Genomic DNA, 24,016 nt, shown 5'->3' with positions numbered 1-24,016 from the left:
CGGGCGGGCGGATTGGTACTCAAGTGGTTACGGAGTAGCGATACCGGCCACGCGCAGGGCGTGTGTCAGGTCCCGGTGTCGGGTCCCCGGGAGGGTGCCCGCGGCCCGGAGCAGCCTCGGCGCGAACCAGTGCGGATCGCGGCGCGCCAGAGCGGCCGCCTCCTCGGCGGTGCGCAGCCGCACGAAGGCGCCGAGCAGGGCGTCGGCCTCCCGTTCCCGACCGGCCGCACCGAGCGCGAGGGCGGCCTCCGCGATCTCGGCGGCGGGCCGGGCCACCCCCTGGCGCAGCAGCGCGTCGCAGTCCGCGGACCGCCCGGCCACCGCGAGGGCCGCCGCCGCGGCCGCGAGCCGTTCGGGCGGAAGCGAGGCGGCCTCCCAGAGCAGGGTGGCCCAGTCGGCGGCGAGCCCGGCGCGGGTCAACGCGGCCGCGAGCCCGGGCAGCAGTTCGGCCGGCCAGGCCGCCGCCTCGCACAGCAGGGCGTGCGCCTCGCCGGTGCGGCCCCGCGCCCGGAGGTCCGCCAGTGCGGCGACGAACACGGCGGTGCGGCGGGGTCCGGGCGTGCGCGGGTCCGGACCGGGCGGCGCGGGCTCCGGCGCCGGGGGGCCGGGCCGCCGCGGCTCCGGGCGGCCGAACCGGGCCCCGCGCGGGGCGGCGGCGGCCGTGTCGTCCGGGCCGCCGGGTGGCGCGGTGTCGGCGGGCGTCTCGGGCTCCGCCGCGCCGGCGTACCGGGCGCCGCCCCCGGAGCGTCGGCCACCGCGCAGCCACCGCCCCTCGGCACGACCGACCGGGGGCGCGGCGGGGGCGGACTCGCCGTGGGGATCGTGGGCCGGGTCGACGGACGGGTCGACGGAAGGCTCGACGGACGGGTCGATGGACGCCGCCGGGGCCGGGGCCTGGGCTTGCGGGGGGCGCGGGGTCGCTGCCTGGACCTGGCCGGACCGCTCCGGGGGCGGGGGTTCGGGCGCCGCGTCGACGACCGGGCCGGCCGGCGCCGGGCGGCGCCCCGGCATCCCGGGCAGGGGTTCACCGGTCGCGGCGGCGGACGCGGCGTCCGAGCGCGTCCACTCCCGCACCTCGGCAGGGTTCATCGGCAGCGCGGCGAGCCGGGCCGTGAGGTCCTCGTGCCGACCGGCCGCCCGGGCGGCGTCGTCCCGGGTCCAGGCCACCTCCCGCGCCAGCGCGGCCGCCTCCACCGGGTCCGGTGTGCCGCCCAGCCGGGCCGTCAGGCTGCGCAGCGCGGCGTCCGAGGCCTCCCGCTGCGCGGCGGCCGTGCGCAGCAGGGTCCGCAGTTCGCCCGCGCCGCCCGGCGCCCGGTCCCAGGCCCCGGCGGCGGCGCCGCGCAGCCGGGCCGCGTACTCCACCTCGCCGGCCACGGCCCGGGCGTCACCCAGCAGGGACTCCACCACGTCCCACGGGGGGATCGCGGTTCCCTCCAGACAGGCCCGCATCCCGTCGGGGTCCCGGCGCAGGAACTCCCCGTACCAGCCCGCCCCGGGATCCAGTCTCCGCGTCAACCCGCGCAGATATTCAGCGAGTTGAGCGATCAGCAGCGAAGTCGCCGTCTCCATGGGCGCATTGGATCCCACCCGTGTTACAGGCGGGCTACGGGAGTCTCAAAGCTTGACGGCGATCGCGGTGTGCGGGCGCTTGCCGCGACGCACCACGGTGGCGGGCACGTCCACCAACCAGAACTGCCAGGTGTACTTGCGCATCATCAGCCCGCGCACCCGCTTGAGACCCGCCTCGTCGAGCAGCCGCGCCTCGCCCGGCAGCGCGGGAGCGCCCTCCTCGACACGTCCGCGCACGTCACAGGGGCTGACGGTGACCCGGCCGCTGTTGCGGATCCGCTTGACCTTCCAGGAGTCGCTGCGCGTCCACACGTACAGCTCACCCCCGTCCGCCACCGCCCAGACGGGGGTGGCGACGGGGGTGCCGTCCTTGCGGAAGGTGGTGAGGCAGACGTACTTGCCCCGGCCGAGCTCCTCGAGGTTCATGCCCCGAGCTTAGGGGGTTCCCCGCCGGTCGGGCCGGTCCGGGAGCGGGTGGTGGTCGGCGACGGCGCCCGGGTGGCGGGAGACCGCCTCGCCCGGGTCCCCGTCATGGGCTCGCCCCTCGGGGACGGCGCAGGCCGCGAGCAGCAGGCCGCTCGCGAGGACGGCGCCGAGCAGTCCGAATCCGAGTCGCTTCGATGCGTTCGTGGCTGACACGCCTTCACGCTTGCCCCGCGCCCCGCGGGCCCCACCGCCGGTTGGGCCGTTCGGCCGACCGCCCCGCCCGAACGACAGGCGGGCGGGGCCGATCAGGCGTACCCTCGCCGCCCCTTCGACGCGCGCCGGTGCCCGCTCGACCGGGCGGCCGGCAACCGGACCGGCGCAGGCGACCCGGACGGGCGCGGGCTCAGACGGGCGCGGGCTCAGACGGGCGCGGGCTCAGACGGGCACGAAGGCGCAGCGCCGCATCACGTCGTCGAGGGAGAGGCCGAGGGCGCCGGCGAGGGCAGCCACGGTGAAGAAGGCGGGTGTCGGTGCGCGACCCGTCTCGATCTTGCGGAGCGTCTCGGCGGAGAGACCCGCGCTCGCGGCGATCTCGACCATGCTGCGCGGGCCTCGCGCCTCGCGGAGCAGCGCGCCCAGCCGCTCGCCGCGCTCGCGCTCTTCGGGGGTGAGGGGGGTTCGGACCATGCGGTCATCCTACCCCGGGACCCAATTTTCATACCGTTACAGTTATACCGGTATAGTTATTGGCATGGTGAAACTGAAGACGGACCGAGACATCGAGGACATGCGGGCCCCCGGCCGGGTCGTGGGGCGGGCCCTGGCGGCGATGCGGGAGGCGGCCGACGTGGGGGTCTCCCTGCTGGAGCTGGACGCGGTGGGCCGCGAGGTGCTGCGGGAGGCCGGCGCGACCTCCCCCTTCCTGGGGTACCGACCGCAGTTCGCGCCCGTGCCCTTCCCGGGCGTGGTGTGCGCCTCGGTCAACGACGCGATCGTGCACGGCGTCCCGGACGCATACCGGCTGGGCGACGGGGACCTGGTCAGCGTCGACTTCGGCGCGCAGCTGGGCGGCTGGGCCGGGGACGCCGCCGTGAGCTTCACGGTCGGCCGGGGCCGCCCGGCGGACCTGCGACTGATCGAGACCGCCGAGGCCGCCCTGGCCGCGGGCATCGCCGCCGCCGTGCCCGGCAACAGGATCGGTGACATCGCCCACGCCGTCGGCACGGTCTGCCGCGAAGCCGGCTACGGCATTCCGGACGGGTTCGGCGGGCACGGCATCGGCCGCTCCATGCACGAGGACCCCGGCGTGCCCAACGAGGGCCCCGCCGGGCGCGGCATGAGACTGCGCGCCGGCATGGTCCTCGCGATCGAACCGATGGTGATCGCGGGAGGCACCGACGACTACACCTGCGACGCCGACGGCTGGACCCTGCGGACCGTGGACGGCAGCCGCGCCGCGCACGCGGAGCACACGGTCGCGATCACCGCCGACGGCCCCAGGATCCTCACCACCCCGTGATCGTGCCGGGCCGACCTTCTCGTCCCGGCACGATCCGAGGGAGACGGCTTACGGGCGGCCGTGCGGGTTGACCACCATCGCCGAGCCGCCGCCGCGCCTGCTGGTCTCGGCCGCCGCCAGCCAGCGGCCGTCCGGCAGCCGCTGCACGCCGGTGGCGGCGCCGATCTCCGGGTTCTGCCGGAACCCCTGGCCGATCGCCTCCAGTTCGGCACGCACCGGACTGTTCCACAGGCCCGGTTCCAGCTCGGTCGTCGTCTGGTTGCGCTGGCTGGCCCGCGGCGCCGCGATGGCGTCGACCAGCGGCAGGCCCCGGTCCAGGTGTCCGAGCAGGGTCTGCAGCACGGTGGTGATGATGGTGGCGCCGCCCGGGGAGCCCACGGCCAGCACCGGACGCCCGTGCTCCAGCACGATGGTCGGCGCCATCGACGAGCGCGGCCGCTTGCCGGGGCCGGGCAGGTTCGGGTCGGGGACGCCAGGGGCGGCCGGGGCGAAGGAGAAGTCGGTCAGCTCGTTGTTGAGCAGGAAGCCGCGGCCCGGGACGGTGATCCCGCTGCCGCCGGTGGACTCGATGGTCAGCGTGTACGACACCACGTTGCCCCAGCGGTCGGCGACCGTCAGGTGCGTGGTGTTCTCCCCTTCGTACGTGGTCGGGGCTGCCTTGCCCGCGGCGGCGCAGGGCACCGGCTTGCGCGGGTCGCCGGGGGCCAGCGGGCTGGTCAGCGTCTGTCCGGGCTTGACGAGGCAGGCGCGGCTGTCGGCGAACCGCTGCGAGAGCAGCTCCCGCGTGGGCACGTCCTCGGCGGCCGGGTCGCCGACCCAGCGGCCCCGGTCGGCGAAGGAGATCCGGGAGGCCTCGATGAACCGGTGCAGGTACTGCGCCTCGGAGAGCGAGCCCAGGTCGGTGCGCTCCAGGATGTTGAGCGCCTCGCCGACGGTGGTGCCGCCCGAGGAGGACGGGGCCATGCTGTAGACGTCCAGACCGCGGTAGCCCACCCGGGTCGGGGCCTGCCGCTTGGTGGCGTACGCGCGCAGGTCGCCGGTGGTCAGGTCGCCGGAGCGGACCACGCGGGTGGCGGCGGGATCCACCGGGGGCTTGCGGACGGCCCGCACGATGTCCTCGGCGATCGGGCCCCGGTAGAGCGCCCCGGTGCCCTTGCGGCCGAGTTCGGCGTAGGTGGCGGCGAGGTCGGGGTTCTTGAAGGTGGAGCCGACCACCGGCAGGGCTCCGCCGGGCAGGAAGAGCTTCGCGGTGGCGGGGAAGTCCTTGAAGCGGTCCTGGTTGAGTTCGGTCTGGGACCGGAAGGTGGTGTCCACGACGAATCCGTCACGGGCCAACTTCTCCGCCGGACGCAGCAGCTGACCCAGGGGCCGCGAACCCCAGGCGTCGAGCGCGCTCTTCCAGGTCGCCGGGGTGCCGGGGACGCCGACCCCGCGCCCGCTGGTCTGGCCCTCGGCGAAGGGGATGGGGACGCCGTTCTCCTGGAACAGGGCGGCGTCCGCCGTCGCCGGGGCGGTCTCGCGACCGTCGATGGTGTGCACCCGGCGGGACTTGGCGTCGTAGTACACGAGGTACCCGCCGCCGCCGATCCCGGCGGAGTACGGCTCGGTGACTCCGAGCGCGGCGGCGGTCGCGATCGCCGCGTCCACCGCGTTGCCGCCGGAGCGCAGGACCGCGATGCCGACGGCGCTGGCGTCGGCGTCGACGCTGGACACCGCACCCCCGTGGCCGACGGCCACCGGGACCTTCGCGGGGGCACCGCCCGTCGGCGCCGACGGCGGCGCCGCCGCCCCGGTGGACACCAGCGCTCCGACGAGGGCGACCAGCGCCCATTGACGTGCGGCGGGACGACGCATCCGTACCTCCAGTCGACGGCCTGTCAGACCCCGTGCCACAGGCCCAGGCCGGCACTCTAACTTCACCGCACCCCCCGCGTCAGGACGGCCTCGCGCGGGTTAACATCCGCGCCATGAACGACGACGTGCGCAACATCGTGCTGGGCGTGGTGGCCACGGCCATCAGTGGCGGCTTCGGCTGGTTCGCCCGGACCTGCCTGTGGCGCCGCACGCTCCGCCGCAAGCAGGCCTTCTTCGGGCTGCCGTCCGGCTCCGACTGCCTGTTCGTGGTCAACCGGCAGATGGGCGGCACGGAGGGGTCGGTGCACCGCAACGACGCCTTCGCGCTGCTGGAGATATCCGCCCTGATCAAGGACTGTGGCGCGAACCTCCAGATCGTCTCCCAGGACACGGTGCGCCAGGGATTCGGCGAGCGCGCCGAGTTCTGCGTCGGCGGTCCCGTCTCCAACGCGCGGACGGCCGCCCACCTGGGGTCGATGCTGCCGGGCATCCGGGTGGACGTCAGTACGGCGGCGGGTCCCGACCGGGGCGCCATCATCGTCGGCGAGGAGACGTACCGCTGGAACAAGGGCATGGTGGACCACGTGGTGCTGGCCCGGTTGACGACGGGGCCCGGGAGCAGGCCCGTGTTCCTGATCTCCGGGCAGACCGCGATCAGCAACCAGGCGGGCGCCCGCTATCTGGCGCGCCACCACCGCGAGTTGGCCCGCAAGTACGGCAACGACTCCTTCTGCGTCGTGCTCAAGGTGGTCAACTCCGACGCCTACGGGCCGGACGTGGCCGAGCTGTTGGCCGATGTCACCCGGTCGGCCCGGACACCCGCATCGGCAGCCGCGTGATCCCGTTGATGAAGTTCGAGACGAGCCGGCGCGGCGGGCCCGCCGATTCGGGCGCCGGCATCAGCGTGCGCCACTCCTCGTGGAAGGTGCGCAGTTGGAGCCGGGCGAAGTGGGCGCCCAGGCAGACGTGCGGTCCGTCGCCGAAGGAGACGTGCGGGTTGTGCGCGCGGCCGAGGTCGAGCCGGTCGGGTGTGGTGAAGACCCGCTCGTCGTGGTTGGCGGAGGCGTGGAAGACCACCACCTTGTCCCCGGCGCGGATCCGCTGCCCGCCGAGTTCGGTGTCCACGGAGGCGGTGCGGCGGAAGCTGAGCACGGGCGGGTGGACGCGCAGGAGTTCGTCCACGGCCCGGTGCATGGGCACGTCGCCCGCGGCGAGCCGTCGGTAGCCGTCCGGGTCGCGCGCGAGGGCGAGCAGGCCGCCGGGCGCGGCGCTGCGTACGGTGTCGTTGCCCGCGACGGTCAACAGGAAGAAGAACATCTCCAGTTCGGCGGGCTCCAGTTCGGCCTCCGCGAGGGCGGTCATCACGTCGTCGCCGGGATGCGCCCGCTTGTACGCGGCCAGTTCGCGGGCGTATCCGAACATCTCGCCCAGCAGCGCCGGGGAGCGGGGGTTGAGGGGTTTCCCGTCCGGGCCCGTCAGCGGTTCGGGGGCGTCGTCGGGGTCCTGGTAGCCGATGACCCGTACGGTCCATTCCAGGAGCAGGCCGCGGTCGGCGGCCGGGATGCCCATCAGGTCGGTCAGGTTGAGCAGCGCGTACTCGTCCGTCACCGCGGACACCAGGTCGATGGCCCCGTCCTCGGCGCCGTCGCGGGCGGCGCGCAGCAGCGTCCGGGCCCGCTCGCGCACCCGGCTCGTGAAGGCGTCGACGCGGGCGGGGGTGAACGCGCGGGCGACGAGCCGCCGCAGCCGGCCGTGCCCGGGAGGGTCCTGGTTGAGCATGGTGCGGCGCAGGAAGGGCAGGTCGGCGGGGTCGGGGTCGCGGATCTGGGTGGCGCCGAGCCACGAGGAGTACGTGGTGTGTTCGCGCAGGACCCGTACGACGTCGGCGTGCCGGGTGACGGCCCAGAAGCCGGGCCCCGCGGGCCAGCCGAGGACCTCCGGTTCGGCCTGCCGGGCGACGGGGTGCCGGTCGCGGAGCAGCCGGTAGCGCGCGTACGGGATCTCTTCGGCGTACAGGCGGGGGTCGAAGACGTCGGGGACGTTCGCGTCTCCGTGCGTGAGGGCGGGGGCCATGGGGTCACGGTGCCGGTCGGGGCGCGTGGCTCGCAAGAGGACGGAACGCGACGGGCCGGCGCGTACGTGCAGGGGTGGCCTGGAACCCGCAGTGGTCGGGGGCCAGGGCGGCGTCGGGGCCGACCAGGGTGACCTCCGCGTCCGCGGGGATCCCGGCGGAGGAGACGACGGTGCACATCACCTGGCGGCGGGCCGCCTCGGACAGGGGCTGCACCGGGAAGGCAGTCGGACCCGGACGGACCCCTCCCCCGTCATCTGCGTCAGCGCGCGTCCGTCGGGTGTGACCGGGGCGTTCGACGAGGGCAGTTCGGTGTGCAGCCCGGCCGTCTTCGCCGCGGTGTCGGGGCCGTTCATCAGCAGGGTGATCATGGCGCCGGGTCCGTACGCGGGACCGTCGAGGAGGATCGGGACCGGCGCGAGCCGCCCGTCGGGCAGGACGAAGTACAGCAGGCCGGCGGCGAGCGGGCCGGTGACCGTCAGCACCCCCGATCTGGTCGCGCAGGGTGCTGACGGCGGTGTCCTGGGTCTGCTTGAGGATCGCGGTGCGGGCCTGTTGGTACGTCAGGGCGGCCGTGGTCACCGCGCAGATCGCGGCGACCGGCAGGAAGGCGGCGATCAGCCGGGTCCGCAGGCCGAGCGGGGCGATGCGTCCCGCAGGGCCTGGAGGGGGCCGAAGCGATAGCCGAAGCCGCGCACGGTCTGTATGTAGCGGGGGGCGGCGTCCGGGTCCTCGATCTTGTGGCGCAGGCGCCGGACGCAGGCGTCGACGAGCCGGGCGTCGCCGTGGTAGCTGTGCTCCCACACGTATTCCAGCAGTTGCCGGCGGGAGAAGACCTGCGCGGGCGCGGCCGACAGGTGCAGCAGCAGTTTGAGTTCGCTGGGGGCCAGCGGGACGTGCGCGCCGTTCTTCGCGACGGTCAGACCGGCGCGGTCCACGGCGAGCTCGCCGTGCACCTCGATCCCGACGCGGCCGTCGCTCGGGGCGACGAGGCGCCGCAACACGGCCCGGACCCGGGCCTCGATGATCTCGGTGCGGACGGGTTTGACGACGTAGTCGTCGGCCCCGGCCTCCAGGCCGACGACGATGTCGAAGTCGTCGCCGCGTGCGGTGAGCATGATGACGGGCACCTGGCTGGTCTCGCGGATGCGGCGGCAGACCTGGACGCCGTTGATGCCCGGCAGCATGAGGTCGAGCAGGACCAGCTCGGGTCGGAAGCCGGCCATCAGGGCCAGGCCTTCCTCCCCCGTCTCGGCGGTGCTCACCTCGTGGCCTCTGCGGCGCAGGCCGAGGGCGACCCCTTCCCGGATGGAGGGGTCGTCCTCGATCAGCAGTACGCGTGGCATCCGGTCGGTATCGCGTGCGGTTCGGGTGCCTTCCTCCCCCTACCGGCCCGTTTTCCGGCGGAGGGAGGCCGACAGGTCGGTGATCTCCGTCAGGCGCAGTGGCCTGGCGAGGAGGATGACGACCAGGGCGATCGCGGCGGTTCCCGCCCCGACCGCGGCGAATCTGCCGAACCCGTCACACGCCAGGGCCGCCCCGTATCCGGCGGCCGCCGCGGGCAGGCAGGCCTGGAGCAGCCGCAGGTGGGTGCGCAGGGCCGTGGTGCGGACCCCGGCGGGGGCGTCCGTGCGCGGGCCCAGCCGGCGGGCGAGGGCGTACGCGGTGACCGCCGCGCCCGCCAGGTAGGCGAGCGAGGTGGCACCGGCGATGCCGGTGACGACCCAGCGCGGCGGGAGCAGGGCGTGGGCGGTGTACGCCAACGACGCGGTGAGCAGGACGATGACCAGGTTCAGGAAGAACGGGGTCCGGGTGTCGGAGAGCGCGTAGAAGCCGCGAGCGAGCACGTACTGGGCCGAGAAGGCCACCAGGCCGGGCGCGAAGGCCATGAGGATGCCGGCGATGACCTCGCTGTCGGCGGGCCCCACCTGCCCGTACTGGAGGACGCTCGCCGTCACCCAGGGGGCGAGGGCGGCGAAGATCGCGGCGGCGGGCACGACGAGGGCGGCGGAGGCGCGCAGCGCGTACGAGACGTCGCGGCGGACGGCGGCGTGGTCCCCGTCGGAGGCCGAGGCGCTCATCCGGGGCATCAGGGCGGTGACCAGCGAGACGGTGACGATGCCCTGCGGCACCACCCACAGCTGGTAGGCGTTGCTGTAGGCGACGTAGCCGGCGCCCCCCGCGACCCCGGAGTCGTCGGCCAGTTGGCCGGCGGTGGTGGAGAGCAGGGTGACGACCCAGTAGGCGAACTGGTTGGTGAGGACCAGGGCGACGAGCCAGCCCGCGTTGCGCAGCGGGCGGGTGAGGCCGCTGCCGCGCCAGTCGAAGCGGGGGCGCCAGCGGAAGCCGGCCGCGCGCAGCGACGGGATCAGGGCGAGTGCCTGGACGACGATGCCGGCGGTGGTGCCGATGCCGAGCAGCCGGGTCTCGGACGCGCTCAGCACCTCGTCCCCGCCGACGGACACGTACAGGTGGTAGCCGAAGACGGCGATGAGGACGAGGTTGTTGAGGATCGGGGTCCACATCATCGCCCCGAACCGGCCCCGGGCGTTCAGCACCTGCCCGAGCAGCGTGAACAGCCCGTAGAAGAGGATCTGCGGGAGGCAGAACCGGGCCAGGGCCACGGTGGTGTCCAGTTGGGCGGCGCTGTAGCCGGCGGGCGCGTAGGCCCGGACGATCCACGGCGTGGCGAGCACCGCGACGGCGGTGAGCGCGAGGAGCGCGAGGACGCAGACGGTCAGCAGTCGGTCCGTGTAGGCGACGCCGCCGTCCGCGTGGCGTTTGGCCGCCTTGATCAGCTCGGGTACGAAGACGGCGTTGAGCGCGCCGCCGATCAGCAGGATGTACACGATGTTGGGGATGGTGTTGGCGACGGCGTAGCCGTCACCGAGGAAGTGGGTTCCGAGCGCGGCGACGACCACGGCGGAGCGGACGAAGCCGGTGGCGCGCGAGACGATCGACCCGGCGGCCATCAGCGCGCCGCTGCGCAGCACGGAGCCCTTGGCGGGAGCCGCCGGAGCGCCGCCCGGCGCCGGTCTCGTCTCGGTGGGGGCGGTCACCGGCGGCCACGGGGGGCCACGGGGGCCCGGTCGCGCGCGGTGCTGTCGTGTCCGTTCAAGGGTCTCTCCCGCTTGCCTGGTGCTTCGGCGATCCGACCGGCGGTGAACGCGTGTTCGCCGAGGTCGAGGGGGGAGGGTACCCCGCGGAGGTCGTGTCCACCGGATCGGGCGGGAGGGGCGAGGGGGGTGCGGGCGCCGCGGATTCGACGTGAATCGGGCCGGCGCATCAATGTCGAATTCACCGTCCACCAGAGCCGTGGGTCCCTGACGGGCGGGCCGAAAGTCCTTTCATCCGGGGCCGGAAGGACCGCCGCCCATTTCGTCGCGCGGGCTCCCTCGGGGGCCGGCATTCGGTTGCGGATTTCACTGCGTTCCATGTCACAGCCCCCCGGTCGAAGTTTTGCGCGTCATCCGCAACCCGGGGCCCCCGCGCGCACTCTCTCTTTGCGGACGATCATTACTTCGGAGGGGTTTCCGTTGAGCCGCACACGCCGTATCGACCCGTCGCGCCGTCACCTCACGCGGGCGCGCGGTCGAACCGCCGCACTGGCCGGCGCCGCCGCGCTGGCGGCCCTCGCACTGACCGCCTGCGGGGGCGGTTCCGGTTCCGCCGGGGCCGGCGACGGCAAGGCGGGGAAGGACGAGAAGGCCGCCATGGCGATCTCGGTCAACCTGTCGGGCGGCGAGGTGAAGGCCGGTCAACCCGTCACGGTGACCGTCGCGGACGGCAGGCTGGCCCAGGTGAAGGTGACGGACGGCAAGGGCGGTGAGTTGGCCGGCCGGATAGCCGCCGACGGCCGGACCTGGACGTCGGAGCGCAACGCGTCGCCGGGGGCGGAGTACCGGGTCGAGGCGCAGAACGCCGAGAGCCAGAGCGCGGAGACCCGTTTCAAGACGTCCGCGGCCGACAAGGTGAACAAGGTGACGATCAATCCGGGGAGGGTCACGCCGGTCGTCGGTGTGGCGCAGCCCGTATCGATCGTGTTCGACAACCCGGTGAAGAACAAGGCCGAGGTGGAGAAGCACCTGAAGGTCACCACGTCGAACGAAACCGAGGGTTCGTGGGGCTGGTTCAAGGACTATTCCGGCAATGACCGGGTGGATTGGCGCCCGAAGGAGTTCTGGAAGTCCGGCACCGCGGTGAAGGTCGAGATGAACCTGAACGGCGTCGACTCCGGAGCGGGCGGTGGGCTGTTCGCCAAGGACTACTCCACCGAGTTCAAGATCGGCAAGGACCGTCGGATGAAGGTCGATCTCGACACCCGGAAGATGTCGGTCACCGAGGGCGGTCAGGTCGTGAAGACCATTCCGATCTCGGCGGGCACCCCGGGCGGCCAGAAGGCCTCCTGGTCCGGGACGATGGTGTTGATGGCGAAGGAGGGCACCATCCGGATGGACTCCCAGACGGTGGGCCTGGGCGACTCCTACGACAAGATGGTCGACTACTCGATGCGGTTGACCTGGTCGGGCATGTACGCGCATGCCGCCCCGTGGAACAACGCCAACTTCGGCAACGCCAACACCAGTTCCGGCTGCGTGGGCATGAGCGACGCCAACGCGGCGGCGTTCTACGAGCTGGTGCAGGTCGGCGATCCCTTCGAGGTCGTCGGCAGCGGCTCCAAGGGGCGTGCGGACATCGGCAACGGGTACGGCGAGTGGAACCTGTCCTGGGACGAGTGGAAGGCCAAGAGCGCGCTGAACGGCGCGCCGCAGAACGGCTGACCACGCGACACCCGCCGCCGCGGGCCGATGCGTTGAACTTCAGTCAATCGTTACTCGGACGTAACTTACTCACGGGTTACCTCCGGTAAGCACCTCCCGTTACCGTCGGGTCACTTTGACACCGGCGTACGCGAGGAGCGACAGATGGTCCGCACCACCAGCACCGCGGCGGCCGCAGCGACCGTGGCGGCCGTGATCGCGGCAACCGCCCTCGGCCTGGCCCCCCACCAGGCCCAGGCGGCGCCCGTCACCGAGCCCACCGCCACCGCCGCCGACGCCTCGTCGGACCTGCGCTTCCACGACATCCCCGGCTCCGGCGGCATCACGCTCAAGGGCAACGTCTTCACCCCCGCGGGCGCCGGGGCAGGCGCGAAGTATCCGCTGATCGTGCTGCCCACCAGTTGGGGCCTGCCGCAGATCGAGTACGCCGCCCAGGCCAAGCAGCTCGCCGACTCCGGCTACATCGTGGTCAGTTACACCTCCCGCGGCTTCTGGCTCTCCGGCGGGCAGATCGAGACGGCCGGCCCGGCCGACACCGCCGACGTCTCCGCCGTCATCGACTGGGCGCTCGCCAACACCCCGGCCGACGCCTCGCGCATCGGTCTCGGCGGGGTCTCCTACGGCGCGGGCATCAGCCTGCTCGCCTCGGCCCGCGACCCCCGGATCAAGGCCGTGGTCGCGCTCAGCGGCTGGGCCGACCTCATCGAGTCGATCTACTCCGGCCGCACCCAGCACCGCCAGGCGGCGGGGATGCTCGGCGTCGCCGGGCGGATCACCGGCCGGCCCGGTCCCGAACTCCAGCAGATCCTGGACGACTTCCTCGGCTCCCGGCTGGACCGCGAACAGCAGATGATCGACTGGGGCAAGAAGCGCTCCGCCGCCTACGAGGTGGACCGGATCAACGCCAACGGCGCCGCGATCATGCTGGGCAACGCCTGGGGGGACACCATCTTCCCGCCCAACCAGTACGCGGACTTCTTCGAGAAGCTGACGGGCCCCAAGCGCCTGGAGTTCCGCCCCGGCGACCACGCCACCGCCGAGGCCACCGGCCTGCTCGGGCTGCCCAACGACACCTGGATCAACGCCCACCGCTGGTTCGACCGCTACCTCAAGGGCGAGCGCAACGGCGTGGACTCCGAGGCCCCCGTGCAGATCAAGTCCCGCAGCACCGACGGCTACGAGGGCTACGCCGACTGGAAGTCGGTCGGGTCGGGCGGGACGGAACGGCTGGCGCTCTCCGACAGCGAGCACGTGTTCGCCAACGTCGACTCCGGCGCCAACGGCGGCACCCTCTTCCTCTCCAGCATCCTCGACCAGTTCGTCAAGGCGCCCCCGGTGGCGTCCATCCCGCTCCTCCCCCGCACCTTCGCGGCCGTCTGGCAGTCGGACCGCCACGACGAGGTCCGGCGGGTCCGCGGCACCGTCAAGGTGCACACCACCGTCACGCCCACCAAGGCGGACGGCACCTTCGTCGCGTACCTCTACGACGTCGGCCCGCTCGGCCTCGGCAAACTGGTCAGCAACGCCCCGTACACCTTCCACGGGAAGACGCCGAACCAGGCCTTCGGGGTGGACCTCGACCTCTTCTCCACCGCCTACGACGTCCCGGCCGGCCATCGGCTCGCCCTGGTCGTGGACACCGTCGACCCGCTCTACATCGAGCACAACCCCACCGGCGCGCAGCTGACCTTCTCCTCGCCGCGCACCGATCCCTCGTACGTCTCGGTGCCGCTGCGCGAGCAGTGACCGCGGCTGCCGCCGGGCGGGTTGGCCCTTCGGGGCCGCGGGCGGACTACGTGCGTCCGCCCGGCAGCGCCGTTCCCGGTTCGGCCGGGGCGACGGTGACCGCCTCGGTCTTCGGATTGCGCCGCTGCCGCCGCGCCACCCAGGTGGCGAACCAGGACAGCAGCATGCACATGCCGATGTAGATGGGAGAAATGATCATGACGACCGGGATGAACGGCAGGTCGTAGTCCAGGTTCGAGGCGATCAGCTTGCCCGCGTGCAGGAACTCCTCGTACGTGATCAGGTAGCCCAGCGAGGTGTCCTTCAGGGCCACCACGAGCTGGCTGATGATCGTGGGCAGCATCGCCCGGACCGCCTGCGGGGCCAGGACGAAGGTCATGACCTGCGTCTTGCGCATGCCCAGGGCGTACGCGGCCTCGCGCTGGCCCTTCTCGACGGAGTCGATGCCCGTGCGGAAGACCTCCGCCAGCACCGAGCCGTTGTAGAGGGTCAGCCCCGCCACCAGCGCGGGCAGCGGCTGCACCTTCAGCGCGACGAAGATGAAGAAGATCATCACCAGGACGGGCATCGCCCGGAAGAACTCCACGCACAGCGTGGCGAGCCAGCGCACCGGGCGGTGGATCGACATCCGCCCGGTGGCCAGCACCGCGCCCAGCGCGAGCGAGAGCACCGAGGCGTACGCGAACGCCTTGAGGGTGTTGCCGAGCCCTCTGAGCAGCAGTTCCTGGATGCCCTTGTACTCGAAGGGGGTCCACTTGGCGGCGGTGAACTGGTCGGTGTCGAAGAGCAGGTAGAGGATCCAGGCCAGCACCAGCAGGATCAGCGCCGTGGAGGCGATCCCGTAGAAGAAGTGCCGGCGCCGGGCCCGGGGGCCGGGGATGTCGTAGAGGGCGCTGGACTCCAGGTCCCCGTGGAGCGCGTGCGCGGTCATCGGGCGACTCCGTACCGCTTTTCGAGCACGTGGAAGAGCGCGCTGATGGACAGGGTGATGATCAGGTAGCCGACGGCGATCCAGAAGAAGGTCCAGATGATGCTGTAGCCCAGCTCGTTGAGGGTCTTGTAGGTGCCCAGCAGCTCGTTGACGCTGAAGGCGCCGGCGATCGCCGAGTTCTTGGCGAGGGCGATCAGCGTGGAGCCGATGGGCGGGATCACGGAGCGGAAGGCCTGGGGCAGCACCACCGTGCCGAGGGTCTGGTCGAAGGACATCCCCAGGCTCCGAGCCGCCTCGCCCTGCCCCTTGGGCACGGTGTTGATGCCGGAGCGCAGCACCTCGCAGATGAACGCGGAGGTGTAGCAGCCGAGCGCGAGGATCGCGAAGACCTGGAAGGGCAGGACGATGCCGAAGCGGGGCAGGCCCAGCAGCACCGCGAAGAACAGCAGGGTGAGCGGGGTGTTGCGCAGCACGGTGACCCAGACCGTGCCGAAGACCCGGAAGGATCCGACGGGCGCGACCCGGAAGGAACACATCACGAAGCCCAGGACCAGGGCGAGGAGGGAGGCGTAGACGGTGAGTTGCAGGGTCCCGAGGAAACCCTTGCCGTAGATCGCGAAGTTCTCGGTGAGTACGTCCATGGAGGTGGCTCCGCTCCTCTCAGCTCGCCGGGTAGCGGTCGATGGGCGGTGGCGTCGGGGCGGGCTCGCCGGACAGGCCGAGGGTGGCCTCGTAGGCCTTCTTCCAGTTGCCGTTCTTCTCGTTCTCCGCCAGGGCGTCGTCGAGGGCGAAGCGCAGGGCGTTGTCGCCGCGCGGGACGCCGATGCCGTAGGGCTCCTCGGAGAAGGGCTCGCCGACGACCTTCAGTTCGTCGGGGACCTTGGCGGCGTAGCCCAGGAGGATCGAGTCGTCGGTGGAGACGGCGTCGACCTGGTAGGTGAGCAGGTTGTCCACGCAGACGGAGTAGGTGTCGTAGGAGACCAGCACGGCCTCGGGGTGCTCCTTCTGGAGGCGCTGGTAGGGGGTGGAGCCCGCCGCGGAGCAGACCTTCTTGCCGGCGAGGTCGTCGGGGCCCTTGATGTCCTTCTCGTCCTTGCGCACGAGGAGGGACTGGCCGGCCATGAAGTAGGGGCCGGCGAAGCCGACCTGCTTCTTGCGGTTGTCGTTGATCGTGTAGGTGCCGACGTAGTAGTCGATCTGCCCGTTCTGGAGGGCGGTCTCGCGGTTGGCGGAGGCGATCGTCTTGAACTCGATCGTCTTGGGGTCGAAGCCGAGGGAGGCGGACATCATCTTGGCGATCTCGATGTCGAAGCCGGAGTAGCGGCCACTGGCGGGATCCTTCTCCCCCATGGAGGGCTGGTCCTCCTTGGCGCCGACGACGAGGTGGCCGCGCTTCTTGGCGCGCTGCCAGGTCGGGGACTCGGGCAGCGTGAAGTCGGTGGCGACCTTGTAGGTGGGCAGGTCCTCCGGCTGGGGCCCCTTGACCGGCGGGCTGCCGGGCTTGCCGCAGCCGAACGCGGCGCCGATCAGGGCGAGGGCGAGGAGGACCCCGGGCAGGCGGGAACGACGGGAGAGCTTCACGGCCGGCCCCTCAGTGCTTGAGGATCTTGGAGAGGAAGTCCCGGGCCCGGTCGCTCTCCGGAGCGGTGAAGAACTCTTCCGGGGTGCGGTCCTCGATGATCTTTCCGTCCGCCATGAACACCACGCGGTTGGCGGCGGAGCGGGCGAAGCCCATCTCGTGGGTGACCACGACCATGGTCATGCCCTCCGCGGCCAGCTGCTGCATGACCTCCAGCACCTCGTTGATCATCTCCGGGTCGAGCGCCGACGTGGGCTCGTCGAAGAGGAGGGCCTTGGGGCTCATGGCGAGGGCCCGGGCGATGGCCACGCGCTGTTGTTGGCCACCGGAGAGCTGGGCGGGGTACTTCTCGGCCTGGTCGGCGAGGCCCACCCGGTCCAGCAGCTCGCGGGAGCGCTTGTCGGCCTCGTCCTTCTTGCGCTTCCTGACCTTGACCTGCGCGAGCGAGACGTTGGCGAGGACGGTCTTGTGCGCGAAGAGGTTGAAGGACTGGAAGACCATGCCCACCTCGGCGCGCAGTCCCGCCAGCTCCTTGCCCTCGGCCGGCAGCGGCTTCCCGTCGAGCGAGATCGCCCCCGACTCGATGGTTTCCAGCCGGTTGATGGCCCGGCACAGGGTCGATTTGCCGGAACCGGAAGGGCCGATGATCACCACCACCTCCCCGCGGCCGACGGTGAGGTTGATGTCTTGGAGCACGTGCAATTGCCCGAAGTGCTTGTTGACGTCCCGCAGCTCGATCAACGGATCGACGGCCATACGCTGCCCTGCCCACTTGTCGGTGTGTCGAGGTCAGCGCAAACTATCCAGCCGTGGAAGGGCACTTCACCTCGACACGCCTAAAAGCCGCATAAAGGAGCCCGAGATCAGCCCTCCGAGGCCTCGGCGTACGCCTGGGACAGCTCCGGGGATCCGGTCATCGCCCAGGACACCCCGGACTCGACCACGTTCAGCTCCCGGCCCGAGGCCAGCCGGATCACCGGCTGCCCGTTCGGCCACACCTGCCAGACCGTGCCCGGGATGCTGTGGATGATCACCGTGCCGAGGTAGAAGCCGGCGTCGTTGCCCAGCCAGGGCACGGCCTCGGGATCCCTGCGCCAGCGTGGCATCAGCTGGTCGAGCGCCTCCAACGAGGCCGGGCTCCCGTCGAGTTCGAGCCCTGCCGAGCGGGCCTGGGCGCGCAGCATCTCGCACTCCGAGAACAACTCGGCGACGCCCTCGGGATCATCCACGAGGGCGGCGGCGAGTCCCGCACCCTGTTCCTTCTCGTTCCGGTTCAGCCAGTTGTCCAGGAAGGGGATGTTCATGCGAACCAGCCTGGCACCCGGATCCGCCGCCGGCCACAGGGCGCGCAGGGATCAGAGGTCCAGGTCCACCACGACCGGGGCGTGGTCGGACGCGCCCTTGCCCTTGCGCTCCTCGCGGTCCACGTACGCGTCGGTGACGGCCTTGACGAAGGGGGCGTTCCCGTAGGCCAGGTCGATGCGCATGCCCTTGTTCTTGGGGAAGGCGAGCATCCGGTAGTCCCAGAACGTGTACGGACGGTCGTACTTGAGCGCGCGCGGGAAGACGTCCGAGAGACCGGCATCGCGCAGCGCCTCCAGGGCGGCGCGCTCGGCGGGGGTGACGTGCGTGAGCCCCGCGAAGACCGCCGGGTCGTACACGTCCTCGTCGGTCGGCGCCACGTTGAAGTCGCCGAGCACCGCGAACGGACGGGGGCCGGCCGCGTCTTCGGCGACGGCGGCGGCCAGGGCGCGGAACCAGTCCAGCTTGTAGCCGTAGTGGTCGTGCTCGACCTCGCGGCCGTTCGGCACGTAGACCGACCAGACGCGGACCCCGCCGCAGGTGGCGGAGATGGCGCGGGGCTCCTGGACGCCCTCGTAGTCGGGCCCGCCGGGCAGGCCCGTCACCACGTCTTCGAGACCCACCTTGGAGAGCAGGGCCACGCCGTTCCACCGGCCGGTGGCGTTGACCGCGGCCTCGTAACCCGCCTCGCGGAGCTCCGCGTGCGGGAACTGCTCGGCGGAGCACTTGGTCTCCTGGACACACAGCACGTCCGTGCCGGAGGACTCCAACCAGGCCAGCAGGCGCGGCAGCCGGGCGGTGATCGAATTGACGTTGTACGTGGCGATACGCATGCCACCCAACCTACCGCCCGGCACCGACGGTCACAGGTCCGTGGCGTCCCCGGCGGTGAGCCTGCCGTGGTCGGTGCCGCCCAGGTTGTCCAGGGCGAGGTCGTAGATCGGCCGGGCCAGGTCCGCGAGGTAGGCGTCGTGGATGTCGATCGCGCGCCGGGGCTTGACCTCGCGGAGGTAGTCGATCACCTCGGAGACCTTGTTCCAGGGCGCGTGCACCGGGAGCATCAGGGTGTCCACGGGGGTCTCGGGCACGGTCAGCGCGTCGCCGGGGTGGAAGAGCGAACCGTCGACCAGGAACCCGACATTGGTGATCCGGGGGATGTCCGGGTGGATCACCGCGTGCAGCTCGCCGTAGGCCCGCACCTCGAAACCGCCCGCGGTGAAGGCGTCCCCGTGCCCCACCGTGTGCACCCGGCCGGGATAGGCCGGCGCCAGCTTCTCGGCGACGCTGCGCAGGGTCCACAGCTCGGTCGCGGGGTTCGCGTCGAGGGCGGCGCGCAGCCGGCCCTCCTCGAAGTGGTCGGGGTGCTCGTGCGTGACCAGCAGGACGTCGGCCCCGAGGCCGGCGTCGGGTTCGCTGAAGGCGCCCGGGTCGATGACGAGCACGCGCCCGTCCTTCTCCAGCTGGACGCAGGAGTGGAGCCGCTTGGTGAGCTTCATGATCCCAGGCTAGCGGCGCGCGGCGGCGCCCCGGGGAATCACGGGAGCTCCCTAGGGAATCGCGGTGGAGACCACGTACACCCTGGGGACCACCGGATCGCTCAGGTCGACGGTGATGTCCCTGGTGGGGCGGGGTTCCTTGGCGTCCAGGGTGATGCCGAACCACGAGTGGTCCGGTTTCCAGCTCCAGCCCGCGATCCGGGCGTCGTGGTCGGAGATCGACACGCCCCGGGTCAACGCCTCCCGACGGGTGCCCGCGTCGGCCAGGAAGGTGTCCAACTGGGCGGGGGTGAGGGCGAACTCGGTGTAGAGCCGGCTGGTGTGCCAGTTGTTGGTCTCCAGGTAGCCGACGGCCGAGGCCTGATCGGGGATCGGCACCTCGTAGATGCTGCGCTGGACCTTGGAGGGCCAGGCGGGGCGCACGTGGACCGCGCCGACCTTGGCCGCCTTGTCGCGGCCGCTCTGGCGGCTCTGCTGGGCGGACACCGCGAGGTAGCCCGCGGGAACCCCGATCAGCAGCACGATGATGATCGCGGTGATCCAGCGGCGCCGGACCACGTGTCGGCGGTCCTCGGCCGGGGGCCGCGGTCTGCCTTCCGCGTCGGGAGCGGGAGCCTGGTGGGGCAGGGTGGGCGGGGTCACTGCTGTTCCTGCTCCCGGTCCTTGGTACCGCCGAGGAGGTCACGGCGGCCCAGCTGTGCGTAGCGCTCGTACCGCTCCACGCGGCGGCGGGTGGCCCGGCGGAAGCGTCGGGCGACGAGTCGGGCGAGGTCGGCGGCGCCGACCATGCCCGCCTCCGGGCCGAGCTGGGCCTTCGCGATCCGGGCCTCGGGGCGGTAGCCGCGACCGGTGAGGTGGCGCCGGAAGGCGTCCCGGGCGGGTCCGATGAGCAGGTCGTCGGCGGCGCTGACGCCGCCGCCGATGACGAAGCAGGAGGGGTCGAGGGCGGCGGCGAGGTTGGCGATGCCGACGCCCAGCCACTGGCCGATGTCCTGGAGGAGCTCGATGCACATGGCATCGCCCTCGCGGGCCAGCTCGGTGATGAGCGGGCCGGTGATCTCCTGGACGTTGCCGCCGACCTTGGCGATGATGTTGTAGGCGACCGGGGAGTCGGCCGCGGCCAGCTCGCGCGCCTCGCGGACCAGGGCGTTGCCGGAGCTGTACTGCTCCCAGCAGCCGCGGTTGCCGCAGGGGCAGCGGTGGCCGCCGGGGACGACCTGCATGTGCCCGAACTCGCCGGCCACCCCGTAGCGGCCGCGCTTGACCTGGCCGCCTTCGAGGATGGCGCCGCCGATGCCGGTGCCCAGCGTGATCATGACGAGGTGGTCCTCGCCGCGTCCGGCGCCGAAGCGCCACTCGGCCCAGGCCGCGGTGTTGGCATCGTTGTCGACCATGACCGGGACCGCGAGCCGGGACTGGAGGGCGTCGCGCAACGGCTCGTCGCGCCAGGCGAGGTGCGGCGCGAACAGGACGCGGGAGCGGTCGGCGTCCACCCAGCCGGCCGCGCCGATGCCCACCGCGTGGACGTCGTGCCGGTCGGAGAGGTCCAGGACCAGTTCGACGATGGTGTCCTCGACGACCTTGGGACTCTTGGACTTGTCGGGCGTCTCGGCGCGGATCTTCTCCAGGATCACCCCGTCCGCGTCCACCACCCCGGCCATGACCTTGGTGCCGCCGATGTCGATGCCGACGGTGGGGACCCGCGGGGCGGTCAGCAGCGACCGGCGCTCACGGGTCCCGACGGTCCGCAGGACGGTGCCCCGCGCCGACCCCCGGTGGGCGAGCGAGAAGTCCCGGTACGTGCTCATCGAGTCGTGTCGTCCCTCGTGGTCCGCGGGGTGGGGGGAGCCGGGTCGGCTGCGTCGGACGGCGGTCCGTCCGCTCCCGATTCTGCCACTCGCTCCAGTTCGTGGCTCAGTTCGTCGAGCTCGGACCCGCCCGCCATCTGTCGGGTGAGCTCGTCGAGGGTGATCGAGTCGCGGGTGTGGCTGCCCGCCATGGTGCCCCGCTTCAGGAGCACGAAACGGTCGCCGACCAGGTACGCGTGGTGCGGGTTGTGCGTGATCAGCACCACCCCGAGGCCCGCGTCGCGGGCGGCGGCGACGTACTTCAGGACCACGCCGGACTGCTTGACGCCGAGGGCCGCGGTGGGCTCGTCCAGCACGAGGACCTTCGCGCCGAAGTACACGGCCCGGGCGATGGCCACGCACTGGCGCTCGCCGCCGGACAGGGTGCCGATGGGCTGGTCCACGTCCCGCAGGTCGATGCCCATCCGGAGCAGCTCGGTCCGGGTGGTCTCGCGCATGAGGTCCACGTCGAGGCGGCGGAAGGGTCCCCGGCCCTTGGTGGGCTCGGAGCCGAGGAAGAAGTTCCGCCAGACCGGCATGAGCGGAACCACGGCGAGGTCCTGGTAGACGGTGGCGATGCCGTGGTCGAGGGCCGCGCGCGGGTTGGCCAGCACGGTCTCCTCTCCCTCGATCTCGAAGGTGCCGGCGTCGTGCCGGTGCAACCCCGCGATGATCTTGATGAGGGTGGACTTGCCGGCGCCGTTGTCGCCGAGGACACAGGTGATCTCGCCGGCGGACACCTTCAGGGAGACCCCCTGGAGGGCCTTGATGTTGCCGTAGAACTTGCTGACGTCGGTCAGCCGGACGAGGGCGGTCGCGCCGTCGGGCACGGCCTTGGCCGCGGTGTCGGTCATCACTTCGCCTCCGCCCGCTTGCGGACCCATGCGTTGAGCAGCGTGGCGAGCAGCAGCATCGCCCCGAGGAAGAACTTGAACCAGTCCGGGTTCCACTGGGCGTACACGATGCCGTTGCTGGTCATGCCGAAGATGAAGGCGCCGATGGCCGAGCCGTAGCCGCCCGTCATCAGACAGCCGCCGATGACGGCCGCGATGATGTAGAGGAACTCGTTGCCGACGCCCTCGCCGGACTGCACCACGTCGAACGAGAAGAGGATGTGCTGCCCGGAGATCCAGGCGCAGAGCGCGACGCCCATGTAGAGCCCGATGCGGGTCTTCACGACGGGCACGCCGGTCGCGCGGGCCGCGTCGGCGCCGCCGCCCACCGCGAAGATCCAGTTCCCGGCGCGGGTGCGCAGCAGGATCCAGGTCGCGACGGCGACCAGGGCGAACCACCACAGGATGGTCACCTTGAGGGTGACCGAGCCGATGTTCCACTGCGAGGCGAACAGGGCCCGCGCGGAGGAGAAGCCCTCCATGTCGGCGATGGTCTTGGTGGAGACGGAGCCGCTGATCAGCTTGGTGAAGCCGAGGTTCAGGCCGGTCAGCATCAGGAAGGTGCCGAGCGTGATGATGAAGCTCGGCAGCTTGGTGCGGGTCAGCATGAACCCGTTGAAGAAGCCGATGGCGAGGGTGACCAGCAGGGACACCAGGACGCCGACCCAGACGTTCGCGGTCATCTGGTAGCTGAACATCGAGCTGACCAGCGCCGAGGTGGTGACCATGACGCCGGCCGACAGGTCGAACTCGCCGCCGATCATCAGCAGGGCCACCGGCACCGCCATGATTCCGATCGTGGAGGCCGAGTACAGGACGGTGCTCAGGCTGGAGGCCCGCAGGAAACTGTCGGCGGCGAAGGAGAAGAACACGAAGACGGCCAACGCGCCGACGACCGCGCCCAGTTCGGGGCGGCCCAGCAGACGGCGCACGAGCGAGGTGGGGGCCAGCCGTTCGTCGACCGTCGCACCGGCGGTCGCGCTCATCGGCTGCCCCGCTTGATGTACTTCTCCAGCTCGGCCGCTTGGGCGCCGGTGACGATCGCCGGTCCGGTGAGGACCGGACGGCCGCCGCCGAGGACGTTCGCGTTGTAGAGGTTGAGCCAGAGCAGGTCGACGGCCTCGTACCCCTGGAGGTAGGGCTGCTGGTCGACGGCGAAGCCGAGGGTGCCCGACTTGAGGTCCCTCGCCACTGACTCATTGAGGTCGAAGGTGTCCACCTCGGCCCTGCTGCCCGCCGTGTCCTTGGCCTTGACGGCGGTGGCGGCGAAGGGCGCGCCGAGGGTGACGATCGCGTCGACGGAGGGGTCCGCTTGGAGCTTCGCCTGGAGGGACGCCTGGACGGAGGGCATGTTGGTGCCCTCGACGTAGAGGTTCTCCATGACCCCGCCGGACTCGCCGAAGGTCTTCTTCGCCCCGGCGCAGCGCTGCTCGTGGCCGACGTTGCCCTGTTCGTGCAGGACGCAGACGGCCTTCTTCTTCCCGCGCTTGGCGAGCTCGGTGCCGACCGCCTCGCCGGCGATCTCCTCGTCCTGGCCGATGTGGGTCAGGGCCCCGTACTCGGCGGACTGGGCGGATCCGGAGTTGACCGTGACGACCGGGATGCCTGCCTTGACGGCCTTGGCGACGACGTCCTTGAGGGCGTCGGGCTTGGCCAGGCTCACGATGATGCCGTCGACCTTCTGGTCGATGGCGTTCTGCACGAACTGGGCCTGCTGTTGTGCCTGGTCGTCGTGGGCGTAGACGAACTTGATGTTGTCCTTCGCCGCGGCCTCCTTGGCACCCTTCTGCACGATGTCCCAGAAGGTGTCGCCGTCTCCGGCGTGGGTGACCATCGCGAAGGTCCAGCGCGGGGTGGACACGGCGGGTCGCCCGGCCTCGGCGGCCTTGGCCCGTTCCTCGGCTCGTTTGCCGCCCGTACTGCTGCACCCCGCGAGGGAGGCACCCAGTACCGCCGCGAGCACGGCGCCCACGACGCGCACCCCTGTCCGAACCCTAGCCAC

26 protein-coding genes are annotated in these 24,016 nt (G+C 71.8%); 4 read left to right on the top strand and 22 right to left on the bottom strand.

Features of this window, described 5'->3' with window-relative positions; translation table 11 throughout:
• Positions 1 to 27: 27 nt before the first annotated feature.
• The 4 genes from OTB19_RS01425 to OTB19_RS01410 form a co-directional block, all read right to left on the bottom strand.
• Entirely contained in the window at positions 28 to 1,569 is a 1,542-nt protein-coding gene (locus OTB19_RS01425; RefSeq protein ID WP_267796064.1) for a hypothetical protein, read from the bottom strand.
• 45 nt (positions 1,570 to 1,614) lie between these two features.
• Positions 1,615 to 1,995, bottom strand: a complete 381-nt coding sequence (locus OTB19_RS01420) for a PPOX class F420-dependent oxidoreductase (RefSeq protein WP_267796063.1) — start codon at positions 1,993 to 1,995, stop codon at positions 1,615 to 1,617.
• Positions 1,996 to 2,004: 9 nt separating this feature from the next.
• The gene (locus OTB19_RS01415) at positions 2,005 to 2,208 is read right to left on the bottom strand and encodes a hypothetical protein (RefSeq protein WP_267796062.1); all 204 of its coding nucleotides are present in this window, start codon (positions 2,206 to 2,208) and stop codon (positions 2,005 to 2,007) included.
• Between the two features lie 222 nt (positions 2,209 to 2,430).
• A complete protein-coding gene (locus tag OTB19_RS01410) occupies positions 2,431 to 2,682 on the bottom strand; it encodes a helix-turn-helix domain-containing protein (protein ID WP_053676826.1) in 252 nt (83 codons plus the stop codon).
• Positions 2,683 to 2,746: 64 nt separating this feature from the next.
• Here OTB19_RS01410 and map point away from each other — a divergent pair, with 64 nt between their 5' ends.
• Entirely contained in the window at positions 2,747 to 3,514 is a 768-nt protein-coding gene (gene map / locus OTB19_RS01405; protein ID WP_267796061.1) for a type I methionyl aminopeptidase, read from the top strand.
• A 48-nt stretch (positions 3,515 to 3,562) separates the two neighbouring features.
• On the opposite strand, the gene ggt is transcribed toward map, so the two are convergent.
• Positions 3,563 to 5,368, bottom strand: a complete 1,806-nt coding sequence (gene ggt / locus OTB19_RS01400; RefSeq protein ID WP_267796060.1) for a gamma-glutamyltransferase — start codon at positions 5,366 to 5,368, stop codon at positions 3,563 to 3,565.
• Positions 5,369 to 5,481: 113 nt separating this feature from the next.
• Here ggt and OTB19_RS01395 point away from each other — a divergent pair, with 113 nt between their 5' ends.
• A complete protein-coding gene (locus tag OTB19_RS01395) occupies positions 5,482 to 6,207 on the top strand; it encodes a hypothetical protein (protein WP_267796059.1) in 726 nt (241 codons plus the stop codon).
• Here OTB19_RS01395 and OTB19_RS01390 read toward each other — a convergent pair.
• The 5 genes from OTB19_RS01390 to murJ form a co-directional block, all read right to left on the bottom strand.
• On the bottom strand, positions 6,167 to 7,441 hold the full coding sequence (locus tag OTB19_RS01390; RefSeq protein ID WP_267796058.1) for a cytochrome P450: 1,275 nt from the start codon (positions 7,439 to 7,441) through the stop codon (positions 6,167 to 6,169). The two genes, OTB19_RS01395 and OTB19_RS01390, sit on opposite strands and share 41 nt — an antisense overlap.
• 4 nt (positions 7,442 to 7,445) lie before the next feature.
• A complete protein-coding gene (locus tag OTB19_RS01385; RefSeq protein WP_267796136.1) occupies positions 7,446 to 7,655 on the bottom strand; it encodes a hypothetical protein in 210 nt (69 codons plus the stop codon).
• Positions 7,619 to 7,924: a hypothetical protein gene (locus OTB19_RS01380; protein WP_267796135.1), complete on the bottom strand. Its 306-nt coding sequence runs from the start codon at positions 7,922 to 7,924 to the stop codon at positions 7,619 to 7,621. The genes OTB19_RS01385 and OTB19_RS01380 overlap by 37 nt, the downstream gene beginning before the upstream one ends.
• Before the next feature lie 132 nt (positions 7,925 to 8,056).
• The gene (locus OTB19_RS01370) at positions 8,057 to 8,785 is read right to left on the bottom strand and encodes a response regulator transcription factor (RefSeq protein ID WP_267796057.1); all 729 of its coding nucleotides are present in this window, start codon (positions 8,783 to 8,785) and stop codon (positions 8,057 to 8,059) included.
• A 39-nt stretch (positions 8,786 to 8,824) separates the two neighbouring features.
• Positions 8,825 to 10,498 (bottom strand): murein biosynthesis integral membrane protein MurJ, encoded by a 1,674-nt coding sequence (gene murJ, locus OTB19_RS01365; RefSeq protein ID WP_267796056.1) that lies wholly within the window; start codon positions 10,496 to 10,498, stop codon positions 8,825 to 8,827.
• A gap of 477 nt (positions 10,499 to 10,975) precedes the next feature.
• Here murJ and OTB19_RS01360 point away from each other — a divergent pair, with 477 nt between their 5' ends.
• Positions 10,976 to 12,220 carry an Ig-like domain-containing protein gene (locus OTB19_RS01360; protein WP_420716773.1) on the top strand — a complete coding sequence of 415 codons (1,245 nt, stop codon included), beginning with the start codon at positions 10,976 to 10,978 and terminating at the stop codon, positions 12,218 to 12,220.
• Positions 12,221 to 12,364: 144 nt separating this feature from the next.
• Entirely contained in the window at positions 12,365 to 13,966 is a 1,602-nt protein-coding gene (locus tag OTB19_RS01355; RefSeq protein ID WP_267796055.1) for a CocE/NonD family hydrolase, read from the top strand.
• 46 nt (positions 13,967 to 14,012) lie between these two features.
• On the opposite strand, the gene OTB19_RS01350 is transcribed toward OTB19_RS01355, so the two are convergent.
• From OTB19_RS01350 to OTB19_RS01295, 12 genes are all read right to left on the bottom strand, one after another.
• The gene (locus tag OTB19_RS01350) at positions 14,013 to 14,897 is read right to left on the bottom strand and encodes an amino acid ABC transporter permease (RefSeq protein WP_267796054.1); all 885 of its coding nucleotides are present in this window, start codon (positions 14,895 to 14,897) and stop codon (positions 14,013 to 14,015) included.
• Positions 14,894 to 15,538, bottom strand: coding sequence for an amino acid ABC transporter permease (locus OTB19_RS01345; protein ID WP_267796053.1), 645 nt, complete (start codon positions 15,536 to 15,538; stop codon positions 14,894 to 14,896). Before OTB19_RS01345 ends, OTB19_RS01350 begins: the two co-directional genes overlap by 4 nt.
• Before the next feature lie 19 nt (positions 15,539 to 15,557).
• Positions 15,558 to 16,454 (bottom strand): glutamate ABC transporter substrate-binding protein, encoded by an 897-nt coding sequence (locus OTB19_RS01340; protein ID WP_385637360.1) that lies wholly within the window; start codon positions 16,452 to 16,454, stop codon positions 15,558 to 15,560.
• Positions 16,455 to 16,488: 34 nt separating this feature from the next.
• Positions 16,489 to 17,232, bottom strand: coding sequence for an amino acid ABC transporter ATP-binding protein (locus OTB19_RS01335; protein ID WP_267796051.1), 744 nt, complete (start codon positions 17,230 to 17,232; stop codon positions 16,489 to 16,491).
• 107 nt (positions 17,233 to 17,339) lie between these two features.
• Complete coding sequence (locus OTB19_RS01330) at positions 17,340 to 17,780, bottom strand: DUF6278 family protein (RefSeq protein ID WP_267796050.1); 441 nt, start codon at positions 17,778 to 17,780, stop codon at positions 17,340 to 17,342.
• A gap of 51 nt (positions 17,781 to 17,831) precedes the next feature.
• Positions 17,832 to 18,611: an exodeoxyribonuclease III gene (locus tag OTB19_RS01325; RefSeq protein WP_267796049.1), complete on the bottom strand. Its 780-nt coding sequence runs from the start codon at positions 18,609 to 18,611 to the stop codon at positions 17,832 to 17,834.
• A 30-nt stretch (positions 18,612 to 18,641) separates the two neighbouring features.
• Positions 18,642 to 19,274, bottom strand: a complete 633-nt coding sequence (locus tag OTB19_RS01320) for an MBL fold metallo-hydrolase (RefSeq protein WP_267796048.1) — start codon at positions 19,272 to 19,274, stop codon at positions 18,642 to 18,644.
• 51 nt (positions 19,275 to 19,325) lie between these two features.
• Positions 19,326 to 19,916 carry a hypothetical protein gene (locus tag OTB19_RS01315; RefSeq protein ID WP_267796047.1) on the bottom strand — a complete coding sequence of 197 codons (591 nt, stop codon included), beginning with the start codon at positions 19,914 to 19,916 and terminating at the stop codon, positions 19,326 to 19,328.
• Positions 19,913 to 21,082: an ROK family glucokinase gene (locus tag OTB19_RS01310; RefSeq protein ID WP_267796046.1), complete on the bottom strand. Its 1,170-nt coding sequence runs from the start codon at positions 21,080 to 21,082 to the stop codon at positions 19,913 to 19,915. The genes OTB19_RS01315 and OTB19_RS01310 overlap by 4 nt, the downstream gene beginning before the upstream one ends.
• Positions 21,079 to 21,975, bottom strand: coding sequence for an ATP-binding cassette domain-containing protein (locus OTB19_RS01305; RefSeq protein WP_267796045.1), 897 nt, complete (start codon positions 21,973 to 21,975; stop codon positions 21,079 to 21,081). The genes OTB19_RS01310 and OTB19_RS01305 overlap by 4 nt, the downstream gene beginning before the upstream one ends.
• On the bottom strand, positions 21,975 to 23,000 hold the full coding sequence (locus OTB19_RS01300) for an ABC transporter permease (RefSeq protein ID WP_267796044.1): 1,026 nt from the start codon (positions 22,998 to 23,000) through the stop codon (positions 21,975 to 21,977). Before OTB19_RS01300 ends, OTB19_RS01305 begins: the two co-directional genes overlap by 1 nt.
• Complete coding sequence (locus tag OTB19_RS01295) at positions 22,997 to 23,986, bottom strand: sugar ABC transporter substrate-binding protein (protein WP_267796043.1); 990 nt, start codon at positions 23,984 to 23,986, stop codon at positions 22,997 to 22,999. The genes OTB19_RS01300 and OTB19_RS01295 overlap by 4 nt, the downstream gene beginning before the upstream one ends.
• Between the last annotated feature and the right edge of the window lie 30 nt (positions 23,987 to 24,016).

It is taken from the genome of Streptomyces sp. H27-H5 (assembly GCF_026627505.1).
Classification (GTDB): Bacteria; Actinomycetota; Actinomycetes; order Streptomycetales; family Streptomycetaceae; genus Streptomyces.
The sequence above is the reverse complement of the archived record's forward strand: the minus strand, read 5'-3'. Positions and strand labels throughout refer to the sequence as shown.